The organism is Shimazuella alba, from assembly GCF_009831235.1.
Lineage (GTDB): Bacteria > Bacillota > Bacilli > Thermoactinomycetales > Thermoactinomycetaceae > Shimazuella > Shimazuella alba.
On sequence record NZ_WUUL01000001.1, the window covers coordinates 125807 to 150040 of the forward strand.

At 37.8% G+C, this 24234-nt stretch carries 23 protein-coding genes; 20 read left to right on the forward strand and 3 right to left on the reverse strand.

From position 1 onward, the window contains the following. Window positions 1-35: 35 nt before the first annotated feature. The gene (locus GSM42_RS00605; RefSeq protein WP_237446408.1) at window positions 36-899 is read right to left on the reverse strand and encodes a PRD domain-containing protein; all 864 of its coding nucleotides are present in this window, start codon (window positions 897-899) and stop codon (window positions 36-38) included. A 414-nt stretch (window positions 900-1313) separates the two neighbouring features. Between GSM42_RS00605 and GSM42_RS00610 the strand changes: the two genes are divergently transcribed. The 3 genes from GSM42_RS00610 (at window position 1314) to GSM42_RS00620 (ending at window position 3851) form a co-directional block, all read left to right on the forward strand. Then, a complete protein-coding gene (locus GSM42_RS00610) occupies window positions 1314-1751 on the forward strand; it encodes a MarR family winged helix-turn-helix transcriptional regulator (RefSeq protein WP_160799315.1) in 438 nt (145 codons plus the stop codon). A gap of 43 nt (window positions 1752-1794) precedes the next feature. After that, window positions 1795-3378, forward strand: a complete 1584-nt coding sequence (locus GSM42_RS00615) for a DHA2 family efflux MFS transporter permease subunit (RefSeq protein ID WP_160799667.1) — start codon at window positions 1795-1797, stop codon at window positions 3376-3378. 110 nt (window positions 3379-3488) lie between these two features. Then, window positions 3489-3851 (forward strand): VOC family protein, encoded by a 363-nt coding sequence (locus GSM42_RS00620; RefSeq protein ID WP_160799316.1) that lies wholly within the window; start codon window positions 3489-3491, stop codon window positions 3849-3851. An 83-nt stretch (window positions 3852-3934) separates the two neighbouring features. On the opposite strand, the gene GSM42_RS00625 is transcribed toward GSM42_RS00620, so the two are convergent. After that, window positions 3935-4717 (reverse strand): 3'-5' exonuclease, encoded by a 783-nt coding sequence (locus tag GSM42_RS00625; protein ID WP_160799317.1) that lies wholly within the window; start codon window positions 4715-4717, stop codon window positions 3935-3937. A gap of 321 nt (window positions 4718-5038) precedes the next feature. Here GSM42_RS00625 and GSM42_RS00630 point away from each other — a divergent pair, with 321 nt between their 5' ends. The 17 genes from GSM42_RS00630 (at window position 5039) to GSM42_RS00710 (ending at window position 23619) form a co-directional block, all read left to right on the forward strand. Then, the gene (locus GSM42_RS00630; protein ID WP_160799318.1) at window positions 5039-5932 is read left to right on the forward strand and encodes a hypothetical protein; all 894 of its coding nucleotides are present in this window, start codon (window positions 5039-5041) and stop codon (window positions 5930-5932) included. A 57-nt stretch (window positions 5933-5989) separates the two neighbouring features. Further along, entirely contained in the window at window positions 5990-6715 is a 726-nt protein-coding gene (locus GSM42_RS00635; protein WP_160799319.1) for a ClpP family protease, read from the forward strand. Continuing rightward, complete coding sequence (locus tag GSM42_RS00640; protein WP_160799320.1) at window positions 6690-6914, forward strand: YlzJ-like family protein; 225 nt, start codon at window positions 6690-6692, stop codon at window positions 6912-6914. The genes GSM42_RS00635 and GSM42_RS00640 overlap by 26 nt, the downstream gene beginning before the upstream one ends. Before the next feature lie 112 nt (window positions 6915-7026). Continuing rightward, window positions 7027-9375 carry an FtsK/SpoIIIE family DNA translocase gene (locus GSM42_RS00645; RefSeq protein ID WP_160799321.1) on the forward strand — a complete coding sequence of 783 codons (2349 nt, stop codon included), beginning with the start codon at window positions 7027-7029 and terminating at the stop codon, window positions 9373-9375. 1056 nt (window positions 9376-10431) lie between these two features. Beyond that, window positions 10432-11724: an EF-P 5-aminopentanol modification-associated protein YfmF gene (yfmF, locus tag GSM42_RS00650; RefSeq protein ID WP_160799322.1), complete on the forward strand. Its 1293-nt coding sequence runs from the start codon at window positions 10432-10434 to the stop codon at window positions 11722-11724. Continuing rightward, window positions 11721-13010 carry an EF-P 5-aminopentanol modification-associated protein YfmH gene (yfmH, locus tag GSM42_RS00655; RefSeq protein ID WP_160799323.1) on the forward strand — a complete coding sequence of 430 codons (1290 nt, stop codon included), beginning with the start codon at window positions 11721-11723 and terminating at the stop codon, window positions 13008-13010. Before yfmF ends, yfmH begins: the two co-directional genes overlap by 4 nt. Continuing rightward, window positions 13011-13754 carry an elongation factor P 5-aminopentanone reductase gene (ymfI, locus tag GSM42_RS00660; protein ID WP_160799324.1) on the forward strand — a complete coding sequence of 248 codons (744 nt, stop codon included), beginning with the start codon at window positions 13011-13013 and terminating at the stop codon, window positions 13752-13754. Window positions 13755-14369: 615 nt separating this feature from the next. Then, a complete protein-coding gene (locus GSM42_RS00665) occupies window positions 14370-14618 on the forward strand; it encodes a DUF3243 domain-containing protein (RefSeq protein ID WP_160799325.1) in 249 nt (82 codons plus the stop codon). Window positions 14619-14870: 252 nt separating this feature from the next. Further along, window positions 14871-15626, forward strand: coding sequence for a DUF3388 domain-containing protein (locus tag GSM42_RS00670; RefSeq protein WP_160799326.1), 756 nt, complete (start codon window positions 14871-14873; stop codon window positions 15624-15626). A gap of 23 nt (window positions 15627-15649) precedes the next feature. Continuing rightward, window positions 15650-16018: a helix-turn-helix domain-containing protein gene (locus tag GSM42_RS00675; RefSeq protein ID WP_338055208.1), complete on the forward strand. Its 369-nt coding sequence runs from the start codon at window positions 15650-15652 to the stop codon at window positions 16016-16018. Between the two features lie 15 nt (window positions 16019-16033). Further along, the gene (locus GSM42_RS00680; protein ID WP_160799328.1) at window positions 16034-16627 is read left to right on the forward strand and encodes a helix-turn-helix domain-containing protein; all 594 of its coding nucleotides are present in this window, start codon (window positions 16034-16036) and stop codon (window positions 16625-16627) included. Between the two features lie 75 nt (window positions 16628-16702). Beyond that, window positions 16703-18385 carry a helix-turn-helix domain-containing protein gene (locus GSM42_RS00685; protein WP_160799329.1) on the forward strand — a complete coding sequence of 561 codons (1683 nt, stop codon included), beginning with the start codon at window positions 16703-16705 and terminating at the stop codon, window positions 18383-18385. 57 nt (window positions 18386-18442) lie between these two features. After that, window positions 18443-19219, forward strand: coding sequence for a helix-turn-helix domain-containing protein (locus tag GSM42_RS00690; protein ID WP_160799330.1), 777 nt, complete (start codon window positions 18443-18445; stop codon window positions 19217-19219). Window positions 19220-19467: 248 nt separating this feature from the next. After that, window positions 19468-20052 carry a CDP-diacylglycerol--glycerol-3-phosphate 3-phosphatidyltransferase gene (gene pgsA, locus GSM42_RS00695; protein ID WP_160799331.1) on the forward strand — a complete coding sequence of 195 codons (585 nt, stop codon included), beginning with the start codon at window positions 19468-19470 and terminating at the stop codon, window positions 20050-20052. A gap of 11 nt (window positions 20053-20063) precedes the next feature. Continuing rightward, window positions 20064-21317, forward strand: coding sequence for a competence/damage-inducible protein A (locus tag GSM42_RS00700; protein WP_160799332.1), 1254 nt, complete (start codon window positions 20064-20066; stop codon window positions 21315-21317). Next, a complete protein-coding gene (locus tag GSM42_RS00705) occupies window positions 21314-22972 on the forward strand; it encodes a DEAD/DEAH box helicase (protein ID WP_160799333.1) in 1659 nt (552 codons plus the stop codon). Before GSM42_RS00700 ends, GSM42_RS00705 begins: the two co-directional genes overlap by 4 nt. A 287-nt stretch (window positions 22973-23259) precedes the next feature. Next, window positions 23260-23619: a hypothetical protein gene (locus tag GSM42_RS00710; protein WP_160799334.1), complete on the forward strand. Its 360-nt coding sequence runs from the start codon at window positions 23260-23262 to the stop codon at window positions 23617-23619. Window positions 23620-23740: 121 nt separating this feature from the next. On the opposite strand, the gene GSM42_RS00715 is transcribed toward GSM42_RS00710, so the two are convergent. After that, entirely contained in the window at window positions 23741-24055 is a 315-nt protein-coding gene (locus tag GSM42_RS00715; RefSeq protein WP_160799335.1) for a metal-sulfur cluster assembly factor, read from the reverse strand. Window positions 24056-24234 lie beyond the last annotated feature (179 nt).

The following is a 24234-nucleotide window of genomic DNA, read 5'->3' on the forward strand; positions in this document are numbered from 1 at the left end:
TTAATCTGGAGGAATAGCATGATCTGTTACTTACTTTAGGTATCTTCACCTTTTTGTAACAATCGATTAATATCAATAGAAAGTAAAGCTATCTCATCCTTATTTGGAATTATCTCCAAACGTTTTTCGATTAACCAAAATAGTCTCTGAGAATATTGGAATGCTACTGGTATGTTTGTCTCGATGCTAGAGAGAAGGGATGCGTGTATATCATGTGATTCATGACCTCGTTCAATCGCAAATCGAAAATTAGTAACGAATTGGAGATAGGATGCACTTTCTTTATGAATAGATTGATTTGTTTCTCTTTCAATCATGGCAACAAAGTCAACAAGTAAACTAGCGAATGTCACTGTTTTGTGAACAGGCATATAATTTAAAGCGGAATGTATGTGGAGTGCAAGGAATCCTATTTCACTCTCTGGGATCTTTAAATTAAATGTATCAGAGAGCAAAGTAGCAGCTCGCTTAGCTAAGGCAAACTCCTTATTGTACAGTGTTTTAATCTCAAATAAGAACGGATTAATTATTTTTAATCCATTGCGAATGCGATAAAGAGCAAATTGAATGTGATCTGGTAATGCTAAATGTACATACTCGTTGATGTCATCTGTAAAATCTTTTGTGATAAGATCGATGATTTCTTCTGAAATTCCAAAAACATCTTTATCTACTTGGGTTAGTAGGTTACGATATTGTTCTAAGTAAATCTCATCTTCTAAATAAAATTTCTTTTCTACTCTGGAATCGGTGTAGGGAATGATCGCTCCCTTTTTTTGGTGAAAACCTAACCCTTTTCCGAGGAGAATCGTTTCTTTGTTAGTAGATGGGTCTATTACAAGCACCACATTATTATTAAATACATGATCAACTGTATAGGTTTGATCTTTGTTCATCATCAACACCTTACTTTTATTTATGATTGGGAAAGATACATATGAAAAAGCCAAAAAAGACCTACATGAGGGAGATCTTTTTCGGCTTATGCCTGCATTACCAGTAACACGCCAAATGAAAGCGTTTTAATTTCATATAATAAATATAAACTTTAATAGTATTTTTGTAAATTGCATTATGTATGCCAATTTTTCCATGATCATTAGTGATTCTCTAATAGAGAAGATAATATTTTATTTATAAAAAATCAACCATGCGAAATTTGTATAAATCTTCGCCAAATTATTTATAATGGGAATAATCGATTCAAATAGGTTGACGATGACAGGGGAATTAACGTATAGTTAAACATGTTAAATATTAAAGATGCCAATTTTTTGTTTGTGCGACATATTTGATAATACGGAGTGATGGAAATGGAACAAGAAGAATTGGAACAGTACATTGATCGTCTACAACAAATTTTCTTACATACGATGAGAAAAATTAGTAAAAAAACAACAGACTGTGAACCGAAATTAACTGGACCACAGTTCTTTATTCTCCAACTTCTTCATAACGAAGGGAGAAGTACTGTCTCTAGTTTAGCAGAAGAGATGGCTGTAAAACCAAGTGCTATTACAGCAATGATTGATAGACTTTTAAAACAAGGGTATGTTTTACGAGATCGTGATGAACAAGATAGAAGAGTTGTCTTCATCCAGATATCTGAAGCCGGTAGAGGGATTTTGGAAGAATCCCTTCAAAAAAGAAAAAAAATTCTAGCACAGTACCTTTCTCATTTGGAACGAGAAGAATTAGAATCGTTAATATCGATTTATGAAAAAATTTCTCGATTGGACATCAAGGAGTGAACACGTTGTGAGCCAGAATACGGCAAGTTTTCCGGTTCCAGAATTGGAAACAAAGAAATCGGGAAATGGTTTATTGATCACAGGACTTATTGTAGCAATGTTATTTGCTGCATTGGAAAATACGATTGTTGGTACAGCAATGCCTAAAATAGTGGGTGAATTAGGCGGATTAGATTTGATGACCTGGCTGACAACTGCGTATATGCTCACATCAACGGTTATTGTTCCTATTGCCGGTAAGCTAGCAGATTTATTAGGACGTAGGATGGTTTATTTAACTGGTATAGTTATTTTTCTTGTTGGATCAGGCCTTTGTGGTATTGCTACAACAATGGAGCAACTTATTTATTTCCGTGCGCTGCAAGGTATTGGCGGTGGAATTATGATGCCTATGGCAATGATCATTATTGGTGATATTTTTACCGGGGCACAACGAGCCAAATGGCAAGGTGTGTTCGGTGGTATTTTCGCTCTAGCTTCTGTTGTTGGTCCACAAGTTGGCGGCTGGATCGTGGATTCTTTAAATTGGAGTTGGGTTTTCTATATCAACCTGCCTGTTGGGATATTAGCTTTTGTTTTTATTGCGTTGGGTTTAAAAGGTAATAAAACAACTGGACCTATAAAGTTTGATATTTTAGGTATGTTTACGATGCTTGTCGGGGTTGTTAGTCTACTATTAGCTCTTACTTTTGGTGGTACGGAGTTTGCTTGGGATTCTTGGCAGATCATCTCCTTGTTTGCGATAGCTGTTATTGGGTTGGTCGCATTTGTCATTGTCGAAAACAAAGCAGAAGAGCCTATTTTACCTATGTATTTGTTTAAAAATAGAACTTTTACTTTGTTAAATGGTATCGGCTTTCTTATGTCTCTTGGAATGTTTGGGGCAATCATGTTTGTGCCTTTGTTTATGCAAGGAATCATAGGCATAAGCGCTTCTGAATCTGGCACCGTGATGACACCTATGATGTTCGCAATGATTCTCACCAGTATTTTAGCCGGACAGTTTGTTAGAAAAGTAGGGATTCGAATCCAGATGATTGTTGGGATGGCAGTGATGTCACTTGGTTTCTACTTATTATCAACCATGACGATAGAAACGACGAAACTTCAAGCTATGATTGACATGGTTATACTTGGTCTGGGCATGGGGATTGTTATGCCACTACTTACTTTGGCATTGCAAGAATCATTTTCAAAATCGGAATTAGGTGTTGTAACCTCTTCTAGCCAGTTTTTCCGTCAAATTGGAGGTACATTTGGCATGACTATTTTGGGAGCTGTGATGAATGAGAAGTCTTCTACATTGCTCGCTAGTCAATTAATCCCAACCTTAGATAAATTTCCACCACAAGCACTAGAAATGGTTTCGAATATGAAAGACTTGATAGCTAATAATCCCCAAGGGTTATACTCGATGTTATTAAGTCCAGAAACAATGAGTAAGATTCCTGTACCTATGCAACAGTTGTTAGTACCCGTATTAAAAGAAACGTTAGTAGATACCCTTCATTTGGTATTTATTGTTGGCTTTGTGTTTGTATTAGTAGGATTGGTTTTCACACCATTGCTGAAAAATATCAAAATTTCCGAAGATGAACCAGAAGCAGAAGAGAAAAAAATATCTTGAGATTGTTGTGTATCATTTATCTCCTCCTTGAGAGGAGTTTTTTTATGGATATTTGTGGTTTTCATCGACAAACTTATAAAAGAACATAAAAAATGCTAGGAGGGCGTTAGATGATTGAAAAAATAGCGACTGTTGCAGTTTATGTAGAAAATCAGGAAGCAGCCGAGGATTTTTGGGTAAACCAAGTAGGCTTTGTAACAAAAGAGAAAAGACAAATGGGACCAAATGCATATTGGCTAGAAGTTGCACCTGAAGAGGCAGATACTCATTTAGTGATTTATCCAAATTCGATGATGCCTGATGCTGCTGACCGAAAGCCTTCCATTGTTTTCGTTTGCACAGATGTAGAGCAAGCATATAACAAAATGAAAGAGAATGGAGTGCCTTTCACAGGAAAGCCGCAGAAAATGCAGTGGGGGACTTTTGTCCAATTTCAAGACAATGAAGGAAATGAATATTTATTAAAAAGCTAGAAACCAGCATTTAAACTTAATAATTAAACGGTCAACAGGCTTGATCGATGGAAGAAAATCAAGCCTGTCGTAGTTCATATTATTTAGAGGAAACCGTCTTTCTTTGTGACTGCAACTTCTGTTTCTTCATGGAAGTCTCCAATAGCCATTTGGTCCATAAGACTCTGTTGTTTCTGCAAAAGAGATGCTTGTTCTTCTGCTAATAATTTTAGCTGTTGACTGAGAGCGCTAATTTTGTTGTTAATCTCTTGGATTTCGCTCAGCCATTTTAGGTAGTGGAAATCTTGAACCGAAAAATCTGGCCTGAGATTATTACGAACTACTTCAATCGTGGCGTGGCAATCTCCGATCGCCCTATGATCGGTGGAGTGCCCACAAGCTACTGTTAGCTTGACCCATTTGGAGGAGTTCACAAGGTCTGAATATGTTCGCATGACACACTGTGTGTTTAATTTTTTCACTTGTCTCATTTTTGTTTTTGTACTTGCTTCTTTTTCATATGGTTTAAAGCTTTCTATCATTAATCTTTTATCAAATTCATCATTGTAAATAAGTACTATTTTCGTTTTGATAAGAGGGTATAATTTATCCCATACTTCTATCCAATTTGGCGAACTATCCACCATGGAGTTGGTAATACCATGTATGTTTTGTGCTTCCAAAGGGATAGGATTAGCTGGTTTAACAAGTGATTCAAAAAGAATATTTCCTTGCAAGTCAAGCACTGCAACTTCACAAATCTCTGCATTTTTAATACCTGTTGTTTCTGTGTCGAGTACTACAATATCCTCCTGTTGATTCCAATCATTAAATAACAGTTGGGCTCTCGCAGCTTTTAAAGACATGTTTTTCCATTTAGAAAACATGTTTTAATCTCCTTATAATGAATTTTCTTTTTATTTAATATATAATTTTATTCCTTGTCAATTGAATTTGATGCTTTCTTTTTTGGGGAAAATTTTTTTGGGGGTCGAGGTTGTATAGAAGAAGTTTGGTAGGTCACAAAAGGATGGAAAGTTGTTGTATAGAGTCTCTGAGGTGTTAACTTTAGTACAGATTTAGCAAAAATTAAAAGTTACATATATTTATCTGATAAAAGGGAATATATTCCTAAATATTATTCGAAATGTTGCAATTTCAGACTATTTGTCATAATATTAGAATAGCTCCGAAAGGAGGGATGTAAAATGGATCCCAAAAAAGCATTAGAGGGGTTCAGGGTCGATGCTATTGTACAAAAGGAGTTACCGAGCCCCAAGCAAAAATCCAAACAGTCTAATGTCATTTTAATCATTTTTGTTGCTACGATGCTTGGATTATCAACAGGAATAGGAAGTGCATTTGCTTTTGGTACCAATGAGTTACAACCAAGCCAATCGCCTCTTGATGAGCCTACATCAAAGTCTCATTTGGAACAAAAAGCTCCATTGGAAGAATCACATCCAAAGACTTCTGAACTAGCACCTTTAAAACCACCTATTGACGAACCAATTGAGAATATTTCCCCCATTGATGAGCCCATTAAAGAAGATGTTATACCAAAAAATACTAAGCAGACAGATAGCAAGGACACTGCTCCAAAAGATAAAGAAGAATCCAAAACCGAGCAACATAAGAAAGAAAAACCTGTAGCTGAGAAAAACACAAATACATCATCTAAACCGGAACCGAAAGCTTCAGTGCCAAAGCCAGTCGTTCCTGACAAAAAGCCGGAAACATCTAAATCTGTTTCTACCAGCCAACAATCATCGACAGGAGCACCAAAAGATAACAAACAATCTTCATCAAGCTCTATGGACCAAAAACAAAAGTCAACTTCAGTAAGTAAGGAAACTGGTAAATCTGTTATCGTTTCTAAAGGGGAATCGGATGCTAGTACTAGTACTCAGAGTAACTCCAAAAGTATTCCACCTAATGATGTTGCGGTAGGTTCAGAAGAAACCCCTGATCCGAAAACAAAGCCTGGTAAATTGCCAGATACAGCCGGTGATGAATTGAATCATGCATTAGCATGTCTGGTTCTCGTTTGCTTTAGTATCGCTTACTTGCTAGCAAAAAAAGAAACTCATCCTGAAAATTAGGATGAGTTTCTTTGTATTTGGATCATACTAATGACACGATAGAAAGGTGGATATGAGATGAATGAACAACCAGAAACACAAGAAGAATCAAAAAAGAAGAATGTAGTGCAAGCGATACAGCAGTTGGGGCAAACCAACGTACCACAATTAGAATCAAATATTTTCTGTTTACCTATTATTGGACAGATAGAGGGACATTTGGTAATGCCACCGCAAAATAAAACAACAAAATATGAACATGTAATCCCACAAATTGTGGCAGCTGAGCAAAATCCTAAAATAGAAGGCGTTGTGTTGATATTAAATACAGTGGGAGGAGATGTAGAAGCTGGATTAGCTATTTCTGAAATGATTGCTACGATGAGTAAACCTACTGTTTCCATTGTTTTGGGTGGGGGGCATAGCATTGGAGCTCCAATTGCTGTTTCAGCTGATGTTTCTTTTATTGCAGAAACAGCAACTATGACAATACATCCTATTCGACTTACTGGATTAGTAATTGGTGTTCCACAAACCTTTGAGTACTTAGAAAGGATGCAAGATCGTGTAATTCGATTTATTTCCAGTCATTCGAAAGTAACAGATGAAAAACTTCGTGAATTGATGTTCCGGACAGGTGAGTTAGCTCGCGATATCGGTACAAATGTTGTTGGCAAAGACGCTGTGGAGATAGGGCTGATAGATCGAGTTGGCGGGATTTCTGATGCTCTTCAAGAATTATATCGCTTGATACAGGAGCAAAAGGAGGAAAATAACGATGCTTCACTGGACGCTTCTTCCTGATGAATTAGTATATGGTGAAATGAACGGGCAAGATGATAGTCTGTCTTTTCATGAAACTATCTATGAAGGTGTGCACTTACTTGTGCAGCAAGCAGGAAAAGGCATAAAAGTCGTTCGGATCCTTAGTCCCGACCCTACTCATTTTCTAGATCCTCGCTTTCAACCTGGGAATGTATTGTTTTTTTCATCGGATTCATAAAGGGTAAATATAACATAATTGCTAATTACATCCATAAAAATACCAAAAAAACTCACTTGACATGATGATCCATGTTATAATGCTGATGATAGGTTACAGGGAGTTGGATGTAATGGCGAAAAAATCAACCAAACCAATAAGCGCACCTCGCGCAGAAAAATTCAAGAGAGAACTTCTATTTGAAATTTATGGAATAACCATTTTAGCTCTTTCTATTATTGCCATGGCTAGTTTGGGCGCAATCGGAAGAAATTTAACATATTTAGCAAGGTTTTTTGTTGGATCTTATGATTTTCTTATACCACTAATTGGTGTAGGTCTGGGTTTTTTTGTGATGTTGAAAAGAAAATGGCCAAATGAGTGGTCACCACGAATGACCGGAATTGTAGTTGTCCTGCTTTCTCTTTTGGCATTTTCTCATTATTTTACTTTTCAAATACTGATTACGCAAGGATTCCAAGGGTCTATTATCGATAAAACTTGGAACCTATTATTGGCCGAGCGTGAATCACGTTTACCATTAGATGTTGGTGGAGGAATGGTAGGAGGGATCATTTTTGCCCTATTTTATTTCCTCTTTGAGAGTATTGGTACAGTTGTAGCGCTTTGTGCTTTATTTTTATGTGGATTTCTACTGGTGACAGGTTTTTCTTATGTGAAATTTTTTCATCATTTTAGCAGGTTCTGGGATGGTAAGAAAAAGCTCTGGAAAACCAAACTTGCTTCTTTTGTTACGTCTTATCATCAAAAAGATAAAACAGAAAATAAGCGAAAACGAAAAAACAAAACGATTGGAAATGTCACAAGAGATCCTATCATAGAAGAGCAAGAAGCAGTTAAACCAACTATTTTTGATTTCGAAGAAGTTCCCTTAAAAAAAGTACCTGCTGATACACCCGAACAACTGTCGTTGAATATGGAGAAAAGTCAGCTTGAAAAGAAGAAAGTGGAACAAAAACCGAAAGAAGAAAATATAGAGGTTCCATTCGAGATTGAGGCAGCAAATGCTCATTATCAACTGCCGCCGATTTCTATTTTAGCAGAACAAAAGAAATCACCAGTAGCTGATAAACAAGACTTAAATAACAATGCAGAAAAACTGGTAAATACGTTAGAAAGCTTTGGTGTGTCGGCAAGAGTAATACATATTCATCGAGGTCCTGCGGTAACTCGATATGAAATTCAACCTCAAGTAGGAGTGAAAGTAAGTAGAATTGTAAATTTAGCTGATGATTTGGCGTTAGTACTTGCAGCGAAAGATATTCGGATTGAAGCACCTATTCCAGGGAAATCTGCGATCGGTATTGAAGTTCCAAATACGGAAGTTGCCATGGTAGGATTGCGCGATATTATTGAGAGTAGTGATTACCAAGAATCAGACTCAAAATTAACCATTTCTTTAGGACGGGACATCTCAGGAGATCCAAATGTTGCAGTATTGTCCAAGATGCCCCACCTGCTTGTTGCTGGCGCGACTGGCTCCGGAAAAAGTGTATGTATAAACGGAATCATTATCAGTCTTTTATACAAGGCGAAACCAGATGAAGTTAAACTGATGATGATTGACCCTAAAATGGTTGAGTTAAACATTTACAACGGAATACCACACCTTTTAGCACCCGTTGTAACAGATCCAAGAAGAGCAGCAATTGCACTTAAAAAAGTGGTAAAAGAAATGGAAAAGCGTTATGAGCTGTTTGCAAACATAGGTGCAAGGGATATCGAACGCTATAATACATTGGTAACACAAGAAGAGTCAGGAAAACCGAAACTTCCCTATATTGTTGTGATTGTAGATGAATTAGCTGATTTGATGATGGTGGCACCAGCAGATGTAGAGGATGCTATTTGTCGGCTTGCACAAATGGCACGTGCTGCGGGTATTCATCTGATCATCGCTACGCAACGACCTTCAGTAGATGTCATTACTGGTGTGATCAAAGCGAATATACCTTCCCGGATTGCTTTTGCGGTCTCTGCTCAAGCGGATTCGCGAACCATCCTTGATATGGGAGGAGCAGAGAAACTGCTAGGTAGAGGGGATATGTTATACTTACCAGTTGGTGCTTCCAAACCAATCCGACTCCAAGGTACTTATTTGTCAGATGAAGAAGTAGAACAAGTAGTTTCCTTTGTAAAAGAGCAACAAGAAGTAAAATATGTGCAAGAAATGATTCCCACCACTACAGAAGGAAATAACATGGATGATCCACAAGACGAATTGTACCATCAAGCAGTCCAATTGGTAGTGGAAGCAAAAACAGCATCTGTTTCTTTGTTACAAAGAAGGTTGCGGATCGGATACTCTCGTGCAGCGAGATTGATCGACAGTATGGAACAAAATGGTGTTGTAGGCCCTTATGAAGGAAGCAAACCAAGGGAAGTTCGTTTGTCAGCAGAAGAGTGGAAACAGCAACAAACTAGTGATGGTTATTCGGATTCGAAACAAGTGAATGAATAGATGAAGGGTTAAGAAAAAAAGAGAGTTGTCTATTGACGACTCTCTTTTATGCTGAGATTTAGTTAGCTATTTTTCTTTCGAATAAAATAGAAATACATGAGTGAGTACACTTGATTGGTTTATGAAACCGAATTCCATAGGTAGGGAGATTTTTTCTGGTTGACGAGAATCATAATAAATGGTGATTATGTTGAGCCCAATTGGTGGATTTGTTCCTACTTGGGATCGAAAAAACTCCCCATCAACAGTAGTAAATTATACAGCAGGGTAATAATTTTTTTCTCTTTGAGATAGTTTGACAATAGTACCTTTGGTTTTAATTGCGTTTTTCGAAATGAACGTCTTCAAATAAGGATAAAATATTCCCCGATTAGAATAACAACACCGATAATGGCAAATAGTATCCCTTCTCTTAGTATAGTTACATTCCTTTAGTTAAAATAATAAAACAATTTAGTCATCATCTCCTTTATTATTTCTGGATGAGGGATTCGTATGGTAGACTCTGATTTCCTGTGACTTAAAAATAATAAACATTCTCCTATACAAACTAAGCTTCACGTCTTGTGTAAGAGAGAGATGAATGAATGTAGTGGAGATGAGAATCATAACAAAAATGAGCTGATACTTTACAATTTTTAGCGTAGGAAGGGTTTGTTTGGTTACCTACATTTTTACTTATCGACATAAGACTCGTTAATAGGAAGCAGAATTTCGACACATACTATTTCCATTAGCCAAAAAACATACCTTAAGCTCCATGCTCAAAAGAGTTGATAAACAGTCTATGATATTTCCAAAGAAGTAAAGGAAAATAAGGTACCTGTGGGGAAACAAGTGATGTATGGATGAAAAGAAAATGGTGTCGAATATCCAAATCCCACGAATAAATTTGGATGTGATTAGAAATTGGAGGCTACAAACAACAAATTATAAACGGTAAAATAAAGATGCCTACTTCTTTATAGTCGACAAAAACTTTAGTGATTTTTAGGATACTAAGGTTAATAAAAATGTTAGATCTAGATAGGTGAATCACAAGAAAGAGGTGTATGAATGTCTTTTGCTACTTTTCAGACAGTATCTTTGGGGAATATTCGTCTCCATCTGTGTCCAAGTGATAAGTTTAAAACTACTACTTTGTCAGCTTTTATTACAAATCCGCTTCAAGCAGAAACAGTTACAAAAAATGCTTTGTTACCAAATGTACTTGTTCGAGGAACAAATACCTATCAAACAACTGTTGCATTGCGTCAAAAATTGAATGAACTTTATGGAGCTGGATCTTTTGGAGATGTGTTTAAACGGGGTGAACGTCAAGTTATTCAGTTCGGGATGGATCTAGCGAATGAAACATATCTGCAAAATGCACCCTCCCTTTTAGAAGAGGGCATTCAGTTATTTTGTGAGATAATTTTAGATCCATTTGTAGAAAATAACCAATTCTATACATCGTTTGTAGAAGCGGAAAAAAAGAACTTAAAACAGAAAATAGATAGTTTGCAAGATGATAAAATACGTTATGCAGCGGAACGTTGTGTCCAAACGATGTGTGAAGGGGAACCTTATTCACTTTTTAACTATGGAAACGCAAATGATATTCAAGCAATAGATGCTAAATCTCTATATAGCTACTATCGAGAAGTGTTAGAGAAAGCGCCGATTGATCTTTATTGTGTTGGAGATGTAGAAGTAGAGGAAGTAACAAATTTATTTGCTAAATACTTTGATTCTAAAATGCAAAACGCAGTAAGAGAAGAAGTTCCTTTTGCTGCTGTTTCTCATAAGGTAGATAAAGTGAAAATGGTAGTTGATCGGTTAGATGTGAACCAGGGAAAATTAAACATGGGATGTAGAACTCAAATATCGATTCGTGATGAGAAGTATCCAGCCTTAATGATGTACAACGGGATACTAGGTGGATTTGCGCATTCTAAATTGTTTATGAATGTTCGTGAGAAAGAGAGTTTAGCTTACTATTGTTCATCGGGGATTGAGAGCCATAAAGGACTACTCTTTATTCAAAGTGGAATAGAGGAACAAAATTTAGACAGAGCGGTTGACATTATAAAACAGCAATTGACTGCAATGCGTAATGGAGAAATTTCGGATCAAGAACTGGAACAAACCAAAGCGACACTCTCCAATCAGCTACGTGAGGGCCAAGATCGAGCGTTTGAATTAATTGGATTTCATTTTCAATCTGTTTTGAGTGGAAAACCAAGATCATTAGAAGATTTGTTACAAAAAATAAATGCGATTACGAAAGAAGATGTGCAGGAAGTAGCTCAGTTGGTAGAGTTAGATACCATTTATAGCTTGCGAGGGCAGGAGGGAGAAAAACAATGAAAAAAATAGATCATTCTCAATTAAAAGAGACCCTATATTATGAGCAGTTACCAAATGGCTTAGAAATTTATCTGTTACCAAAACCTGGTTTTCAAAAAACGTATGCAACATTTACAACAAAATATGGTTCCATTGATAATACTTTTCAAAGAGAGGGAGAACAGAAACATCAAGTACCAGATGGTATCGCTCATTTTCTAGAGCATAAGATGTTTGAGCAAGAATCAGGTGAAGACGTATTTCAGCAATTTGCGAGACAAGGTGCAGCAGCTAATGCTTTCACAAGTTTTACGCGTACCGCGTATCTTTTTTCATGCACAGAAAATACAAATGAAAATCTAGTGACATTGTTGGATTTTGTCCAAGCTCCTTATTTTACTGATCAAAATGTAGAAAAAGAAAAAGGAATTATTGGGCAAGAGATAAAGATGTACGATGATAATCCAGATTGGCGTTCTTACTTTGGGTTAATCGAAGCTTTTTATCAAAACCACCCAGTAAAGATTGATATTGCAGGTACAGTCGAGTCGATAAGCAAAATAACAAAAGAGACACTGTATGATTGTTACCATACTTTTTATCATCCAAGTAACATGCTATTGTTTATTGTTGGAGGGATTGAAGCAGAAAAAACGCTTCAACTTATTCGTGATAACCAGTCAACGAAAAAATTTGATCCACCAGCAAAAATCAATAGATTTTACCCAGATGAATCCAATGCAGTTGCAGAACCCAAGAAAATAATGAAATTAAGTGTACAAACACCTAAGTGTTTGATGGGCTACAAAGAGAAAAGCAGCGAAGTTAGCCGGATTGGAACAGAGCGGTTAAAACAAGAATTAACAACACAGATCTGTTTAGATGTAATGTTTAGCACGTCATCTGATTTCTATCAAAGCCTGTACGATGACGGAATTATTGATGATACATTTGGATTCGATTATTCTTTAGAACCAGGATACGGTTTTACGATGTTTGGAGGAGACACGCATCAACCAGAAGAACTAATTAAACGTATTCAAGAAGAAATTCCTCGACGTGTGTCTACTGGAGTAACCCAAGAAGAATTTGACCGCATTCAAAAGAAACGGATTGGCGCGAGTCTGCGCTCGTTGAACTCTCTAGAGTGGATCGCAAACCAATTCACCAGTTATCGTTTTCAAGAGACAGATCTATTCGATATTATTCCAACTTTAGAAAAGCTAACCTTGGAAGATGTCAATCAGAGATTAAAAACTCATTTTCAAGCCGATCAGTTTGCTGTTTCATTGGTAATGCCTAAATAGATGACAGACAAAGATCTTGTTGCATGGGTGACAGGTGCAAGCGGTGGTATAGGTTCTGCTATCTCCATACAGTTAGCAAAAGCAGGAATAAAAGTTGCAGTATGTTATCATCAAAATACACTTCAAGCAGATAAAGTGGTACAACAATGCAAAGAGGTTGGATCAGATGCTGCATCTTTTGCATTAGATGTGACCAAAGAAGAAGAAGTCAAACAAGTATTTCAAGCTATACATTTTTCATTAGGAAAACCTTCTATCCTTGTGCATGCTGCTGGGCACACGGAAGTAGGGCTTTTTCAAGATGCAACGATTGACCAATATAACCGAATGATGGATGTACATGTAAAGGGGGCATTTCTTCTTTCTCGAATCATACTTCCTCACCTCCTGCAAGAAAAATGGGGAAGGATAGTCTTGATTTCTTCGATCTGGGGTTCTGTTGGCGGGGCGACAGAAGTCCTATATTCGACGGCAAAATCTGCACTACATGGAATGGCTAAAGCACTTGCAAAAGAAGTCGCATTATCTGGAATAACTGTAAATGTTGTCGCTCCTGGGGCAGTGGATACAGAGTTATTAAAAAATCAATTGACACAGGAAGAAAAGCAGCAGTTAGCTGAAGAGATACCAATAGGCAGGTTGGGAATACCCGAAGAGATAGCTTCCATGGTAGGTCACTTATGCGAAAAAAAGTCATCTTATGTGACAGGGCAAGTGATCCAAGTCAATGGTGGATGGTACTAAATCGATTTTATGATAAAATCGAAGAGAACACTCATATAACGTCACGGTTGGAGATAAAACATGATCCGTGTGGAAGCGGTGGAAGCCGTGGGAAACAGCTTTTTCCAGTCTGCTTCGATCTATGATGGTCTCATCAGGGATGAAGCGACTAATGAGGACGCGGAGCGTGTAGCCAAGCAGCTTGTGATCGCAAGCCTTCGTGCATACACGGAACTCGCTCAGGGATTGATGGAAGAATACCCCGGATGGTCCTCAGTGGGAGGGTATGAACGCTCTCGAAAGGACACTTCTGGGGAATTGTCGTCGCTTTGCTGAGTATCCGAGCAGTGCTCGGTTCAAGAGGTTTGAACGGAAGTTCGACAGTATCGAGCGCAATGCGATCGCCGGCTGGAAGCGAACTCTCAGCGACTTCCTCACGTGGCTTCCCTGATCCTCTCAGTTGTGATGTTTGGAGTGCTGTTGTCCCAATATTATTTGGATGACGATAGCACTCCAGCGCCGAAATCTAGATCGTATAAATATAAATCAAGTATCTCAGTTATATAGACGAATAATTTCTCCCTTGTGTGGTGATATTATCTTTAGAATGTTACTCACAATAGGAGGGAAACTGTGATGTCTGTACTACAAAACTTTGATGAATGGAAAAAGTTTTTACAGGATCGTGTTGATCAAGCTTCTAGCTTAGGGATGGACAAAGTAACCATTAATGATCTAGCCTATGAAATAGGTGATTATTTAGCTCAAGACGTTGATCCAAAAAATGAACAAGAACGTTTGTTGAAAGAATTATGGGATGTTGCTGATGAAAATCAACAACGAGTTATGGCCGAATTAATGGTGAAATTAGTCGATCATAAGTAAGTAAAACGTCTGGTACTCTTCATTAGAATACCAGACGTTTTCATTCGTGTGTAAATGTAAGAAAATAAGCTTACACAATATTATCATAAATGGTTGAACTTACGAAAAGACGGGGAATTTCGTTATTCGTTGTTTGTTTTTATTCGTTTATACTAGAGTTTTATAGAGCGATTCTCTTCCGAGAGATGAGAACATGTGCTATACTTATCGGTATAGCTCATGAAGCCTGTCATTCCTTTGAGAGGTGGTATCATGGCAAGTCAAGAATGGTACATGGAGTACCAAATACATAAAAATAGACCAGGTTTATTAGGTGATGTTGCCTCTATTTTAGGGATGCTTGCTATCAATATTATTACGATCAATGGTGTCGAAAATCGTCGACGTGGTTTATTATTGGAAACAAGTAACCATGATAAGATTGAATCACTTCGTCATATATTGTTACAAGTGGAAGACATTACACTAACTGCACTTCGACCGCCTAAGTTGGTTGATCGGATCGCGATCCGACACGGTAGATACTTAGAGCGTTCGTCTGAAGATATGCGTACTTATTTCTTCACTAGAGAAGAATTAGGTATTTTGGTTGATTTTATGGCAGAGCTATTTCAAAGAAAAGGTCATCAATTAATTGGAATTCGAGGAATGCCTCGAATTGGAAAGACCGAATCAATTGTCGCCTCCAGTGTTTGTGCAAACAAAAGATGGATATTTCTTTCTTCCACTTTATTAAAACAGACGATGCGAAATCAGTTGACAAGAGATGAATTCTCAGAGGAAAGGGTTTTCATCATCGATGGAGTTATGTCAACGAGAAGAGGCGATGAAGAACATCAGATGCTTCTAAGGGAAATAATGAGCTTAAACGCAACCAAAGTAATTGAGCATCCAGATGTTTTTGTTCAACAAACAGAGTACTCATTGGATGATTTTGATTACATCATTGAATTAAAACAAGATGCTTCAGAAACCATTTCACTTGATGAACTGGAACAGGATTTTTAAGGGGGATAATGCACTTGGCTGGCGTGGGTAAGTATTTGAAACAAGCGCGTGAAAAAAAGAGTTATACGCTTGAAGATATGGCAGACCTCACGAACATTGAGATAAAATATTTGCAAGCATTAGAATCAGAAGAGTATGATTTGCTTCCTAGCCCTTTTTATGCACGCGTATTTATGAAAACATATGCAAAATATCTGAATCTCAATGTAACTTCTGTTATGCAGTTATTTGATATCTCACAAAAAACAGAGCATTCGCCCGCGCCAAAACCAAAGACAGAAGCAGTAGAATTACCTAAGCGGTCACCAGCGCAAAAAAAGAAAGTTTCTTCTCTCTGGTTGATTGTAGCGATTATCCTCATTATGGGTATGGTTTACATGCTTTTTCAGTAGAGGGAGGATAGAATTTTGGAAGATTTGGGATACCATTTGCGGTCAGCACGTGAACAGTTAGGTATTTCCATTGAGGAATTGTCTGAAACGACAAAGATAGATTTAGAATATTTAATGGCAATGGAACGTGGAGATTTCGATGCTTTGCCTGGTCCTGTGTATGTTCGATCATATCTTCGTACTTACTCCATTTACGTAAATCTAGATCCGAGACAAATCAATAAAATTTATCAAGAAAAAAAACAAGCAAGTACAGAGACATTATCAAGAACTACAAGGGTTCAAAGACAATTGGAACATCAAAACTCAGGATCTACTGCCACTCTTTCTAGAAGTCAAAAGCAGGATTTAGGACGTTCTTCGGAAAAGATGGTTACCATGTCACGTTCAGCTGTTAAAAACCAGACGAAGAAAAAAAAGACTAGCAAGAAGAAAAAAGACTCAGGATTTGCCAAGTTTTATAACGGAATGCTTATTGTTGGTTTTCTGTTGCTACTAGTTGCTTCAGGGGTTATAATCTATCTCCGTTCAACTACATCAGAGGTTGCAGAAATATCTGACAAGGTTAAACCTTTGACAGTCTCAGAAACTAATGTTATGCTCAGATAAAATTTATGACAATTTCATGTCGGTTGTACGCGAGTATATATGTTCATAGGTACAACCTTTCAGGAGGTGGCTGGGGTGTCTGTCGAAATCGGTAATTTTCTTCGACAAGCCCGAGAGTCGGTAGGACTGTCCCTCGACGAAGTACAAGAAAAAACGAGAATACAAAAATCGTTTTTAGAAGCAATTGAAAAGGGAGATTTTGATAAATTACCAAGTCCATTTTATGTTCGTACCTATCTGCGTTCTTATGCAAACTGTGTAAAGGTAGAACCACATTACATCTTGCGTGAGTATCGCAAAAAGGAGCAATCAGAGCGCTATCAAACTGGCAAATTTGATGCTTCGCAATTGACAGAACAGCTCAATAAATTGAGTCAGACAGGTATGCACAAATTTGGATTTACGGGCGCAATACCAACTACATCACAAAATACAAAACCTTCTGTTTCTGCTTTAAATCGGACTACTGCTAAAACAGCTTTAACAATTGCAAAGCCTGTTTCTAATACAGGTAAGCTGCCAATGATGCAAAGAAGAGAAGAATTGGAAAAAACCGCTAGACCACAGGTTCTATCTTCTTCCAATAAGCCAAAAACGGAACGAAAGTTTCCTTCTCTCTTACCATCTCAGGCACTTACTACTCGAGGCGGTTCGACTACTGAAAAAGAAAAAAGATTTACTACAAATGAAAATTCCATTGCAAAGACGGCTAGTAGAGAAAATAATATAGCAACAGAACATCCCATCACATCAACCCAACAAAATAAGACGTCAAAAATCAAAAAACAAATTACTGCACCTCAAACTACCATAAGTGAATCTGCTCAATTTGTGCCTTCTAGGCTCAGTAAGAACACAGAGTCACATACACTATCACGTACACAAGCATTAAAAAAACAAACTCAACCAGAACAGATGGTAAATCATTTAACAAAACCATCTATGGAAGATACAAAAAAGAACCAAACCCAGCAAGAAAATAATCAACTATCTAGGGCAGCTCGTTTTCGTAATTCTTCCACATTACCAACTGTCTCCAATAAGTTTGCAAAAGTACAACCTGATCTGGAAGAAGAGCTGGTAATTGATAAAGAAGAAGAATTTAAAGATAATATGCTGCGCTCTAGAGAGTCTCGTTTTTCCAGAAATACTGGTGGATTTAAAGAAACCAAAACAGTATCACAAGATTCGTCGGGTGTACCATCTCTTCGTAGAAGTTCCGTAAGGAACCGACCTATGAAGAAGTCAGATGGCTTTTTTAGCAGCAGAGTAATAATCGCAAGTGTTGTTGCGGTGTTACTACTCGGTGGGGTCACTTGGTATTTGATGTCAGATGAAGATAGTACTGAGCAAGTACAAGATAAAAATACGGTTTCTACTGAAACCCAATCAGAACAGAAACAACAACCTGCAGGACCATCTTCACAAGAAACAGAAAATACTTCTACTAATCAAGGAGATCTAGTGAAACAATCTTCTGGTCTCTATCACTTGTCTGGTACGGAAAATGCAAAAGTTGTTCTAAATCCATCTGGAACATCGTGGATTCAACTTCGCACGGAAGCTCCAGGGAGTGATTCTAAGAAATATTTAAAGGATGTTACATTAACAAGTAAAGATTCTGCAATGGAGTATGATCATATATTTAAAGATGGGTCTGATCTTTATATTGTGCTCGGTTCTCCTGATAATGTGAAGGTTACAGTTAATGGCATTCCAGTTGCATCAACTAGAGTGATACACATCGTTAAAAAATAAAAGCAATAGCCCTTTTTTCGGGCTGTTCTTTTTTATATGTAGATAGGGGAGAGACTATTGAATCAGCTCAAGGAAATAAGGGAAATGTCTTTTCTCGATTTAAATGATATTTCAGATCACTTGTCCATTCCAGTTCCTTATCTAAAAGCTATAGAAGAAAATAATTTTTCTTCCTTACGGCTTGATGAACAAATAATCGAAAAATACATTGTCCAGTATGCGGATTTTTTAGAGACTGATGCAGAGCCAATTATTCAAACATTCCATCAAATACATAGATCCAAAGAAATAACTTTTGCACCGAGGAGTAGGGGCAAACGCGTATCGAAATCTACCACAAAACAGAAAGGATTTTTCTATACTTATCGATACTATCTCATAGGTTCTTCAGTTTGTTTGATTTTAAGTTTCATCATATGGTTTTTCGTGTCAAATGGAGACACGAATGCAACAAAACCATCCGATCAATCTGTTTCAAACACAACACCTAATCCTATGATGAATAAAGATAGACCAGTTTTTACTTTACAAAAAACTTCTGCTTCATCTCCATCAAACGAAACATGGTACATCTCCCAAGCAGATACGATTCATCTTCAAATTCAAGCTTTAGGTGATATAACTATTCAAGTAAAAGAAAATGGAAGTGAAGGGAAAATTATCGCGAACAAAGAACTAACAAAGAGCCAATCTTTTGATTTGCAGGGAAAGAAATGGATAGCTATTCAACTCGATAACCCTAGTAATGCATTATTAAAAGTAAACGATGTTGTAATTGATTCAGTAGCGCAAAAAAGCACAACAACTTATGAGTTTAAAATTGCATCAAATTAATAATTGGCGTACTGTGTTTTTGACATCACTCTCTGCTGTAGTTTATACTTACGAAAGGATTTGCTTTCTGGCTTTTTTGTTATTTAATTTTGATTGGAAATAGTGGATAATAGTGGTGAAGACTGAGAAAGTTCCATAAATAAACATGTGCGTGTTATGTTCGTACAATAAACCCATGGCATCGGGATAACGGCTTTTCTTCATCTCCCTTCCCAGCCAAGCGAAGTAGATCAGGGAGGTAGTTGTTGGTGAATTTGGCCAATAAAATAACATTAGTACGTATTTTTCTTGTGCCTGTAGTGATGATATTTTTACTGATTCGCTTTGATTTTGGGATTGTGCGACTTGGTGTGGTTTCACTTCGGGTCAGTGAGCTGATTGCTACTTTTGTGTTTGTTATTGCTGCAGTTACAGATGGATTAGATGGCTACATAGCGAGAAAAAGCAAAACTATCACGAATCTGGGAAAGTTTTTAGATCCGCTTGCTGATAAGCTACTAATAACCGCTGCACTTATCTCACTTGTAGACATGCAGCGGCTCCCGGCGTGGATTGCTATTGTAATTATCAGCCGTGAATTTGCGGTTACTGGTCTTCGGCTGATCGCAGTTGCAGAGGGGCATGTCATTGCAGCAAGTACACTTGGAAAGATTAAAACCATTGTACAGATCGTGGCGATTATATCACTTATGTTGAATAATTTCCCGTTTTCTACTGTTTCTTTCCCCTTTTCCATCATCGCTACATGGTTAGCTGTCATTATCACCATCTTATCAGGATTTGACTATTTTTATAAGAATTGGAAGATCGTCTCCCTTACAAAAAACGGATAAGGAGTTTCTTCATGCAAGCGGAAGTAATTACTGTTGGATCTGAACTCATGCTTGGATTTACACTAAATACTCATTCACAATACATTTCTCGTGCATGTGTCCCAATCGGGATTGAGGTTGCTTATCACACTTCGGTAGGCGATAAAATGGACCGCCTTGCAGAAGTGATCAAAATTGCGCATCATCGATCCCAACTTGTTTTTCTTTGTGGTGGTTTAGGTCCAACACTGGATGACTTAACAAAAGAAGCATTGGCTGAAGTATTGGGAGAAACACTAATGGAAGACGTGTTGTGGCGTCAGAGGTTAGAAGAATTTTTTGTTAACCGCAAATCTCCTATTCCTGCGAATAATTACAAACAAGCATTGGTTTTTCCCTCTGGAACTGTTTTCCCCAATGAAAAAGGTACTGCTCCAGGTTTATCCGTAACAAAAGATGGAGTTACGTATATTCTACTGCCTGGTCCTCCCGGTGAATTAAGACCAATGTTTGATTTGCAAATCCTACCTTTTTTGCAGAGCTTAGTACCGTCAGAAGAAGTTATTTACTCACATCCGATGTCATTTTTCGGTATTGGTGAATCTGCATTAGAAGAGAAACTCAAAGATCTCATTACAAAAAATGAAAATCCTATTATTGCAACATACGCTTTGGAAATTGGTGTTACATTACGTCTAACGGCACATGCGCAGACAGTGATAAAAGCAAAAGAATTAATTGAACCTATCCGTTTGGAAATACTCTCGAGGGTTGGAGATTATTGTTATAGTGAGCAGGATCAATCCTTAGAAGAAGTAGTCATGCAGCTTTTACATGCGAAGAAAAAATGTGTTTCCACAGCAGAAAGTTGTACAGGTGGGCTGGTTGTTCATCTATTGACCACTGTACCTGGAGCCAGTGGTGAGGTAAAAGGCGGGTTTGTGTCTTATACGAATATAAGTAAAGGACACATCGTTGGTGTTTCTGATGAAATTTTGAAAACGCATGGTGCAGTAAGTGGTGAAACTGCTAAACAATTAGCTGAACATACGAGGGAACAATTTCAAACCGATTTTGCAATAAGTGTAACAGGTGTTGCTGGACCAGCTCCTTCAGAAGGAAAACCTGTAGGGCTTGTTTATATTGGTTTGGCTCAAGAAGGAGTGCCTACTTCAGTCTATGAGTTATCTTTAAATGGAAACAGAGAACGAATTCAACGATCTGCAGCTAAACATGCATTGTTCATCCTATTTGAGCGACTAAAGAAAGGTGAAACTACGATATGAAACGTTTTGAAGATTTTGATCTAAGTAGTGATATTATGAAGGGGATTCAAGATATTGGTTACGAGGAACCATCCCCTATTCAAGCAGAGTGTATTCCTGCTGTTATTCGTGGTGAAGATGTAATTGGTCAAGCACAGACTGGTACTGGTAAGACAGCAGCTTTTGGTATACCCGTATTGGAACGAATTGATCCAACAGATAACCGCGTGCAAAGTATTATTTTAACTCCTACTCGCGAACTTGCTATCCAAGTTTCAGAGGAGTTACGTCGGCTCGGACGCCCGAAAAGAGTGAAAACACTACCTATCTATGGTGGTCAATCCATTATTAGGCAAATTAAAGCCCTTCAACAAGGAGTACATGTGGTAATAGGTACACCAGGACGTCTTTTAGACCATCTTCGTCGTGGGACCTTAAAAACAGATGGTGTGGAAGTAATCGTACTTGATGAAGCGGATGAAATGCTAGATATGGGTTTTATTGATGATATTGAAACCGTTTTGCGATTTTTACCTAGTCAGCGTCAATTGCTGTTATTCTCAGCTACTATGCCTCCGGCAATTCGTCAGTTGTCCCAGAAGTATATGAGAAAACCTAAATATATCACCATTAACAGAGGTGAAGTTACGGTTCCTATGATTCAACAAGTTTACTATCGTGTATTGGAGAATATGAAGGTAGAAGCCTTGTGTAGAATTTTGGATAGTGAAGAAATCGAATTGGCGATTGTATTTTGTCGTACGAAAAAAGGCGTGGATGATTTAACAGAGGCGCTCCAAGTTCGTGGCTATCTGGCAGGAGGTTTGCACGGTGATCTCCAGCAGCAACAGCGTGATCGTGTAATGGGGCAATTCCGCCAAGGTGAGATTGAACTACTGGTTGCTACAGATGTTGCCGCACGTGGTATTGATGTCGGTAGTGTTACACACGTAATCAACTATGATATTCCTCAAGACGTAGAGAGCTATGTTCACCGTATTGGCCGTACAGGACGCGCAGGACGTGCAGGTATCGCCCTTACACTGATCACACCTCGGGAAATGAAACAACTTCGTTTGATCGAACAAGAAACTGGTGCAAAGCTAGTATCTCGTGAGCTTCCTACATTAGAAGAAGTGGCAGCAAAACAGCAACAAAGCTGGATTTCTCAAATTGAAGAAGCAATTCGCTCTGAAGCTGATCTGTCATTGTTTGAAGATATGATTGAACAGTTAGCAGATAAGTTTTCTCCAGAGAAAGTGGCAGCAGCATCTCTTTACCTTACATTTTTTGAAAGATTTAACAAAGCTAGTGATGCAACATATAATTTCGGAGAAACAGGTGCATCTCCTGGCATGGTTCGTTTCTTCATCAATGTGGGTCGCAACAGCAACCTTCGTCCACAAGAACTAGCAAAAGCGATCGCAGATCATGCCGGTATTGGTTTGCGTCAAGTTGGTCGCATCAATATTTATGATCGCTTTTCATTTGTGGAAGTACAAGAAGAGATTGCACCATTTGTATATGAAGCATTGCAACAATCCCGAATCAATGGAATGCGTGTGAATATGGAACCAGCAAGACCAAGAACCAACTCACCAAGACCTACTACAAGAGATTCACGAGATAATAACTTCAATCGAAATCGTAGACCGGAAGTAAATGCAAGAGGATAAGCATCATTTAACACATCTATATTACTAGATGTGTTTTATTATTTTTTGACAACTATACTTCTATCGCTATCAGGAGATTTTCAGAAAACCTGCACAGTGGTATCAAAAGATTCTTCAGAAGACTCTCTGCTGACGTATAACGTGTATATTATGATAGTTAAACAAAACCCTACAGATATATATCTGTAGGGTTGTTTTGGATCAATGGAAAAACGATGAACTTAACATAAGACCGAATATTATTTATAATGAAGCTATCCCGTTCCGTAACTATTTTGGAGGATGTCTTGGATCAGGTGCTTCTTCTTATTCTCAATCATCAAAGGCCAATTATTTTTGCCATGGAAGCCTACGAGAAGAAGAAAAAGATTACTCAGAAGAGTTTTCACGAAGCGCTAACGAGTATCACAAGTGCTGTGGATGCTTTTGTTTCCATGGCGGAAGAGCTGCTGAGCCAGAATCCTCCCAAGGTGCATAATCAGGTATCTTTGGGGACGATTCGCGATCGTTTGGATTGGATGAAGGATCTTTACTCTAAAATTCTCGAGCATACACCAAATAGGTTTAAGTCCTTGGTACAAGAGATGAAGCATTATGAGTTGGTGGTCAATCGACTTTCTTGCTGGCTCCCTCAAGAAAATAGTTAGCGAATAGGAATTTAGTAGGTGGTAATTGTCTTTAGAGAGAATTACCACCTACTTCAAATGCTGATAAATTACACTAATATAACACCCTAGCACAAAAAAATATGTGCTAGGGTGTCTGTTTTTAATCGGAAATCCCAAGTGCGATCTTCGCATATCGAGACATGCGGTCTTTGCTCCATGGTGGATCCCATACAATATCTACTTCAATCTCATTGATGCCATCCACTTTTCGTACCGCATCTTCTACTAATCCATTTATCATGCCAGCGAGTGGACAACCCATTGCTGTTAAGGTCATGGTGATCTTAACGTTGTTGTTATCACTGATGTCGATATCATAAACCAATCCCAGATTGACGATATCAATATGGAGTTCTGGGTCGTTGACTTCTTCTAATTGTTCCATTATTTGGCCTCGCAATTGTTCTTTATCCATATGCTACCCTCCTATAAACTTAGATTACCACATTTGAACCACTTCTATTGCTTTTCATTTTTATAGAATAAATGTTCGTAAAAGGCTTGTTATCCTCCAAAAAACACGTTATGATAGAGAAGATGAAAGTGATGAAAAACTTCTTACATCTCACTAGAACGTCTAGACAAACCAAAAAT